The following is a 6413-nucleotide window of genomic DNA, read 5'->3' on the forward strand; positions in this document are numbered from 1 at the left end:
AGGCGTACTCAAGTGGTTTAAGAGAACGGTCTTGAAAACCGTCAGGCGGCGAAAGCCGTGCGTGGGTTCGAATCCCACCGCCTCCTCCATTTTTATTTTTTTGACAACGACATGCACGTTTTATAGCTTGGAGGCGTACTCAAGTGGTTTAAGAGAACGGTCTTGAAAACCGTCAGGCGGCGAAAGCCGTGCGTGGGTTCGAATCCCACCGCCTCCTCCACTTCTTTTTTTTTACCCAAAAATAAATATAATCATGGAGTCGTACCCAAGTCCGGCTGAAGGGGACGGACTCGAAATCCGTTAGGGGTCGCAAGGCTCGCGTGGGTTCGAATCCCACCGACTCCGCTTTTTATGAAGCATCTCAATTCTGAGGTGCTTTTTTGTTGCATCGATTTCTTCGTGCGTGCTATGGTTGCCTACGTGAAAAATGAAGAAGAGGTGGACGAAATGAACGAACAAACAAAAGAATCGTTGCTTTCGCATTATGCGATGACGATGACATATGTAAAAGACTTAGAACAGATTTCAGACGAGACGTGGCGGACGTCGTATGCAGAAGGTAAATGGACGATTGCTGAGATCATCGGTCACTTATCACCATGGGATCGCTTCATGGTCGCAGAGCGCATCCCGTACTTGCTCGCGGGTGAACCATTCCGTGTCGCACCAGATAGCCAAGCCGTCAATGAAGAAGCGGCGAAAATGAGCCGTGAGCAGCAACGGATCTTGACGATTGATGAGTTTTTAGTCAGCCGTGACTTGTTGCGCCGTGCAGTCGAATTGATTCCGGAAGAACGTCTGCAGGACAAGGTCGTCATTAAAGGCAAAGAATTAACGATCGGTCAGTTCCTCGGAGCAATGGCTCAACATGATCTACACCATATGGAACAAATCAATCAAGTGATTGGATAAAGAGTAGGAGATGCGAAACGCATCTCCTTTTTTTGCGCAAAAAAAGATCCGCCTAAGAGGCAGATCTGATCAGTTAGCGTGTATTTGCAATACGAGCAACTTCAAGCTGCTTTTCAATCTTCGCGAGAATCCGGTCGATGGATTCTGGCTCGTTCAGTAAATCGTATTCGTCGATCGACAAGCGGAGTACCGGGCAGATCGTGAAGTTATTGATCCAGTTCGTATAGCGCTCGTACATCTCTTCCCAATATTCGATTGGTGTCTGTTGCTCCATCTCACGTCCGCGAAGACGAATTCGTTCTAGTACTTGTTCGAACGAACCTTCAAGATAGATCAAAAGATCCGGATGCGGGAAGAATGGTGTCATGACCATTGCGTCAAACAAACTTGAATATGTCTCGTAATCCGTTGGAGACATCGTTCCTTTTTCGAAATGCATCTTAGCAAAGATCCCTGTATCTTCATAGATTGAACGATCTTGGATGAAACCACCACCGTATTGGAAAATCCGCTTTTGCTCCTTGAAGCGTTCAGCGAGGAAATAGATTTGGAGGTGGAAGCTCCAACGCTCGAAATCATGATAGAATTTATCCAAGTAAGGGTTTGTATCGACTTTTTCGAGTGACGTCCGGAAACCAAGGGCATCTGCTAATCCGTTTGTGATCGTTGATTTACCGATCCCGACCATACCGCCGATCGTAATGACGGCATCTGCCGGAATGTTGTATTGTTCGCGTAGCTTCAAGTTCATGCGTGGTTCGCTCCTTCATATAATTCGTTCCGGATCGTCGTCAAGACGTACTCGAGATCTTCCGGTCGCTTGACGAAGTCGAGTGCATCCCCGTCGAAACGGATGATTTTGACTTCCGGATGTTTGGCTTGGTATTCCATGACGAATGTCTCGTAATCCTCGGCTAATTGTTCGAGATAGGCACGTGACATGTTTTCTTCGATTTCTCGTCCGCGCAGCGCAACACGTTTCATCAAGGTGTCGATGCTTGCGTTCAAGTAGATGACAGCATCCGGTTTCGGCATATCTGTCGTCAGGATCGAGTAGATTTGTTCGTACTTCTCAAGATGCTCTACCTTTAGAGAGCGGTGTGCAAAGATCAAGTTCTTAAAGATATGGTAATCAGCAACGACAGAGCGTTGTTTACTGAGGTAATGACGTTCGATATCATCGAGTTGTTTGAAGCGATTGCACAAGAAGAACATTTCCGTCTGGAAGCTCCATTCTTCGATATCTTCATAGAACTTTCCAAGAAAGGGATTTTCTTCGACGATTTCGCGTAACATAGAAAAAGAGAAATGGTGACTGATGGCGTTCGCAAGTGATGTTTTGCCTACACCAATCGGTCCTTCAACCGTTATGAACATATACAATGACCCTCCGTTCAGCAAAGTGCAATTTATATTTTAGCACAAAGAAGTACGACTTGCTGAAGTTTCAAAAGGAGAATTTTTTTAGAGTGAGGAGTATCATCGATGGAACGACAGGAACACTATATGCGCCTTGCGATCGAAGAGGCGAAAAAGGCAGAAGCGATCGGTGAAGTTCCGATCGGATGTGTCATCGTCAAAGACGATGAAGTCATCGCGACGGGCTACAATCATCGGGAAACGGATCAACAAGCGACGGCACATGCCGAGTTGATCGCGATTGAGGAAGCGTGCCGAAAACTCGGTAATTGGCGACTGGAAGGATGCGAGTTATACGTGACACTCGAACCGTGTCCGATGTGTGCAGGGGCCATCATGCTGTCACGAATCGAACATGTCATCTTTGGTGCTGTTGATCCGAAAGGTGGATGTTGTGGAACACTGATGAACCTGGTGCAAGACGATCGGTTCAATCATGTCTCAGAGCTGACGAGCGGTATATTAGAAAAAGAGTGTGGGGAGATGCTAACGACGTTCTTTCGGGAACTACGTGCGAAAAAGAAAGCACGAAAGCGGGCAATGGGTTGCATCACACCAGATGAAACAGTATAATGAAAAAGCACTGAAACAAGGTGCCACTAAAAATCGATAAACCATTTGCCGTGCTAGGTGGGGATGTAGCGGTTCCCTGTCACTCGCAATCCGCTATAGCGAGACTGAATTCCATGTCGAGGGATATGATTGGTGTGGTCTGCCTCACGTAAGTAGCGTTGACGTTTGAGTCCTACGCAACAGATACCCATGAACCAGGTCAGGTCCGGAAGGAAGCAGCCTTAAGTGGTGCTCTCTGTGTGTTGTAGGGGTGCTTGGACTGAGCAGGCTGCGTGAGTAACGCATGTTGAACATATTTCAGAATATGGTGCGCGGCAGTTTAATTTTTAAAGACAAGTCTACAGCCGGTTTCGGTTGTAGACTTTTTTAGGTAAAATAGAATGAGGAACTTAAAAAGAGGAGGCGCAAACTTGGCCTATCAAGCACTATACCGCGTGTACCGTCCGCAACGATTCGACGAAGTCGTTGGACAAGCGCATATCACCCGTACGATCCAAAATGCATTGATGGAGGGACGGATGTCCCACGCCTATCTATTTTCGGGTCCTCGTGGAACAGGAAAGACGAGTCTTGCCAAAATCATCGCTAAAGCGATCAACTGTGAGCATGCTCCGGTCAAAGAACCGTGTAATACGTGCCCGACGTGTCTTGCGATTACAGAAGGATCAAGTCCAGACGTCTTCGAAATCGATGCGGCTTCCAATAACGGCGTAGATGAGATTCGGGAAATCCGGGATAAAGTCAAATATCCCCCTTCAGAAGCAGCCTATAAAGTCTATATCATTGATGAAGTGCATATGTTGTCGACAGGTGCCTTTAATGCCTTGCTCAAAACACTAGAAGAACCGCCGGCGCACGCCATCTTCATCTTAGCAACGACTGAACCACATAAAATCCCGGCAACGATCATCTCGCGTTGCCAACGTTTCGATGTGAAGCGGCATGAAGTCGATCAACTCGTAGAGCGGATGCAATATATCTTAAACGATCAATCGATCGAGTATTCGGATACAGCATTACGATTGATCGCCCGAGCGGCAGATGGTGGTATGCGTGATGCGCTGAGTCTACTCGACCAAGCGGTTGCTTTTTCGAACGGTGATCTAAACGATGCAGCTGTTCTTGAAGTGACAGGGGCAGTAGAAGATGAAGCGTTATTGAATATTGCCCGTGCCTTACATGAACATCAAGTCGATCAGTTGTTACAGACGCTTGAAACGATGCAACGAGCGGGGAAAGATCTAAAACGTTTCGTGGAGGATCTCGTATTCTTTTACCGAGACACGTTGTTGTTGAAAGCCTCGCCTACAGCTGTCGATTTGCTAGAGCGTGCGCGCCCGACGGATGAGTTCAAACAATTCGTTGAATCGATTGAAGCGGAGACGTGCTTTACGATCATTGATCAGTTACATGACTGCCAACAACAGATGCGGTTGACGAATCATCCGCGAGTCCTCGTTGAGATTGCCTTCATTCAAATTGCGGAACAAGGGAGAACAACGGGACAGATCGTCCAATCGTTGCAACAGGAAGTCCGCGAAATGAAAGAACAGATGCACCAATGGAAGTCGAATGGTGTTCCAGCACAAGAAGCGGCTGCACCACAAGCACAGCCGAAGCGAAAACAAGGACGACCAACCGTTCGAATCGCCAAAGAGCGGATTCGTCAAATGTTAGGACGAGCAGAGAAAGCCCAGTTGCGCGAGATTCAAGAACGCTGGGATCACATCTTAAAATGGATTTTAAAAGAAGATGGCCCCATCTACTCGTTACTCCATGAGAGTAAACCGGTTCTTTGTTCAGCGGATACGTTGCTGATTGAATTCGATGACGGTAAAGGATGGCACTTTGAGCAGGTCATGACGAATGAACGAACACGTTTCGTGATTGAAGAAGCGCTGTATGAAGTATGCGGCGTCAAACGCGAAATTTTAGCGATTCTCTCAAAGGATTGGCATGAACTGAAGGCAGAGTTTGTTGCTAAGCGAAATAGTAGTAGTATAGAAGAGAAGGAAACAAAACAAGAATCGGAGAGCGATCAGTTATTGTCCGAGACGCTTGGTCGTTTTGGTGATATCGTAGAGTTCGAAGATTAAATTCGAGGAGGAATACAGATGCGCGGAATGGGAAACATGAATAATATGATGAAACAGATGCAGAAGATGCAAAAGGATATGGCGAAAGCTCAAGAAGAGTTAAAAGATTTGACAGTGACGGGTACAGCAGGCGGAGAAATGGTCTCAGTCGTCGCTGATGGTCATAAAAATATCGTAGATGTCATCATTAAAGAAGAAGTCGTTGATCCAGATGACGTTGAAATGATTCAAGATCTCGTCTTAGCTGCAACGAACGATGCTTTGAAGAAGGTCGATGAACTCGTAGCAAGTAAAATGGGGAAATTCACACAAGGTATGAATCTGCCGGGAATGTTTTAATTCGTAGGAGGAAACCACTTGCAATATCCTGAAGCGATTAGTCGTTTGATCGAAAGTTTTACGAAACTGCCGGGGATTGGTCCGAAGACAGCAGTTCGTCTAGCGTTTCATGTCCTTGATATGGAAGAGGACGATGTCTTGATGTTCGGAAAAGCATTGGTCAGTGCGAAGCGCGACATTGCCTACTGTAGTGTCTGCGGGAATATCACGGATCAAGATCCTTGTTATGTATGTACAGATAAACACCGAAACCGTACGATTGTCTGTGTCGTCCAAGATTCAAGGGATGTCATTGCAATGGAAAAGATGCGAGATTACCAAGGGTTGTATCATGTCTTGCATGGAGCGATCAGTCCAATGGAAGGAATCGGTCCAGAGGATATCAATGTATCTAGCCTACTGACACGTCTTCAAGCGGACGAAGCGATTACGGAAGTCATCTTAGCAACCAATCCGAATATCGAAGGAGAAGCGACGGCGATGTATCTATCGCGTCTCTTAAAACCGACGGGTATTCGGATCACTCGAATTGCCCATGGTCTTCCGGTTGGTGGAGATCTTGAATACGCAGATGAAGTGACGTTATCTCGTGCAATGGAGGGACGTCGCGAACTATGAGTTGGTTTCGAAAGAAGATTCGCAGTGAGTACGACCAGCGTTTGTTAGAAGAATTAGCAAAAGCAAAAGAAGATTATTTGATGAAGCGTCATCTCTTAGAGATCAGCTATGATGACTACGGTGATTTAGAAGCACAAATGAAGTTAGCGGAATCACTGTATTTCTTCTATATAAGCGAAGCAAAAAGAAGACGCGTCTCATTGATGATGAAGTAAACCGCAGCCATTCTTGTCTGCGGTTTTTACATGCTCTAAAAAAACTATAAGTTATTTTAATAAAGTAGTTGCGCATGTCTAATTATCGTGATATATTAATTCATGTCCTTAAGAGGACGAGCGCTTACGGCAAACAAGTAAAAAACAATTTCAAAAAAGTTGTTGACTTCTTGTTTCAGACTTGGTATTCTAATTGAGTCGCCAAAACAGGCGCGGACGAACTTTGAAAACTGAACGATGA

The 6413-nt window shown here is 45.9% G+C and carries 8 protein-coding genes, 2 tRNA genes and 1 other RNA gene; 9 read left to right on the forward strand and 2 right to left on the reverse strand.

What is annotated here, in order from left to right:
* The first annotated feature begins 129 nt into the window (after nucleotides 1–129).
* From KNQ06_RS16755 to KNQ06_RS16765, 3 genes are all read left to right on the forward strand, one after another.
* Nucleotides 130–220: transfer RNA gene (locus KNQ06_RS16755), tRNA-Ser, on the forward strand.
* Nucleotides 221–255: 35 nt separating this feature from the next.
* Nucleotides 256–345, forward strand: a tRNA-Ser gene (locus KNQ06_RS16760).
* Nucleotides 346–447: 102 nt separating this feature from the next.
* Nucleotides 448–912 carry a DinB family protein gene (locus tag KNQ06_RS16765; protein ID WP_215148966.1) on the forward strand — a complete coding sequence of 155 codons (465 nt, stop codon included), beginning with the start codon at nucleotides 448–450 and terminating at the stop codon, nucleotides 910–912.
* Between the two features lie 73 nt (nucleotides 913–985).
* Here KNQ06_RS16765 and KNQ06_RS16770 read toward each other — a convergent pair whose 3' ends face one another.
* Together KNQ06_RS16770 and KNQ06_RS16775 are read right to left on the reverse strand one after the other, a co-directional pair.
* Nucleotides 986–1663 (reverse strand): deoxynucleoside kinase, encoded by a 678-nt coding sequence (locus KNQ06_RS16770; protein ID WP_029343036.1) that lies wholly within the window; start codon nucleotides 1661–1663, stop codon nucleotides 986–988.
* Nucleotides 1660–2289 (reverse strand): deoxynucleoside kinase, encoded by a 630-nt coding sequence (locus KNQ06_RS16775; RefSeq protein WP_215148968.1) that lies wholly within the window; start codon nucleotides 2287–2289, stop codon nucleotides 1660–1662. Before KNQ06_RS16775 ends, KNQ06_RS16770 begins: the two co-directional genes overlap by 4 nt.
* A gap of 108 nt (nucleotides 2290–2397) precedes the next feature.
* Here KNQ06_RS16775 and tadA point away from each other — a divergent pair, with 108 nt between their 5' ends.
* From tadA to KNQ06_RS16805, 6 genes are all read left to right on the forward strand, one after another.
* Nucleotides 2398–2904, forward strand: coding sequence for a tRNA adenosine(34) deaminase TadA (tadA, locus tag KNQ06_RS16780; RefSeq protein WP_149426588.1), 507 nt, complete (start codon nucleotides 2398–2400; stop codon nucleotides 2902–2904).
* Between the two features lie 48 nt (nucleotides 2905–2952).
* An RNA gene (ffs, locus tag KNQ06_RS16785) (signal recognition particle sRNA large type) lies at nucleotides 2953–3219 on the forward strand.
* A 95-nt stretch (nucleotides 3220–3314) separates the two neighbouring features.
* Nucleotides 3315–5000, forward strand: a complete 1686-nt coding sequence (gene dnaX / locus KNQ06_RS16790) for a DNA polymerase III subunit gamma/tau (protein WP_069940135.1) — start codon at nucleotides 3315–3317, stop codon at nucleotides 4998–5000.
* A gap of 18 nt (nucleotides 5001–5018) precedes the next feature.
* The gene (locus KNQ06_RS16795) at nucleotides 5019–5339 is read left to right on the forward strand and encodes a YbaB/EbfC family nucleoid-associated protein (RefSeq protein ID WP_023469881.1); all 321 of its coding nucleotides are present in this window, start codon (nucleotides 5019–5021) and stop codon (nucleotides 5337–5339) included.
* Nucleotides 5340–5357: 18 nt separating this feature from the next.
* Nucleotides 5358–5957, forward strand: coding sequence for a recombination mediator RecR (gene recR, locus KNQ06_RS16800; RefSeq protein WP_023469882.1), 600 nt, complete (start codon nucleotides 5358–5360; stop codon nucleotides 5955–5957).
* The gene (locus KNQ06_RS16805) at nucleotides 5954–6172 is read left to right on the forward strand and encodes a YaaL family protein (protein ID WP_023469883.1); all 219 of its coding nucleotides are present in this window, start codon (nucleotides 5954–5956) and stop codon (nucleotides 6170–6172) included. Before recR ends, KNQ06_RS16805 begins: the two co-directional genes overlap by 4 nt.
* The last annotated feature ends 241 nt before the right edge of the window (nucleotides 6173–6413 follow it).

The organism is Exiguobacterium sp. s91 (assembly GCF_018618915.1).
Taxonomy (GTDB): domain Bacteria; phylum Bacillota; class Bacilli; order Exiguobacteriales; family Exiguobacteriaceae; genus Exiguobacterium_A; species Exiguobacterium_A abrahamii.

Coding starts and splice junctions, on each gene's coding strand:
- KNQ06_RS16795 (WP_023469881.1), top strand. CDS start 5,019: ATGCGCGGAATGGGAAACATGAATAATATGATGAAACAGATGCAGAAG.
- tadA (WP_149426588.1), top strand. CDS start 2,398: ATGGAACGACAGGAACACTATATGCGCCTTGCGATCGAAGAGGCGAAA.
- KNQ06_RS16765 (WP_215148966.1), top strand. CDS start 448: ATGAACGAACAAACAAAAGAATCGTTGCTTTCGCATTATGCGATGACG.
- KNQ06_RS16805 (WP_023469883.1), top strand. CDS start 5,954: ATGAGTTGGTTTCGAAAGAAGATTCGCAGTGAGTACGACCAGCGTTTG.
- KNQ06_RS16770 (WP_029343036.1), bottom strand. CDS start 1,663: ATGAACTTGAAGCTACGCGAACAATACAACATTCCGGCAGATGCCGTC.
- KNQ06_RS16775 (WP_215148968.1), bottom strand. CDS start 2,289: ATGTTCATAACGGTTGAAGGACCGATTGGTGTAGGCAAAACATCACTT.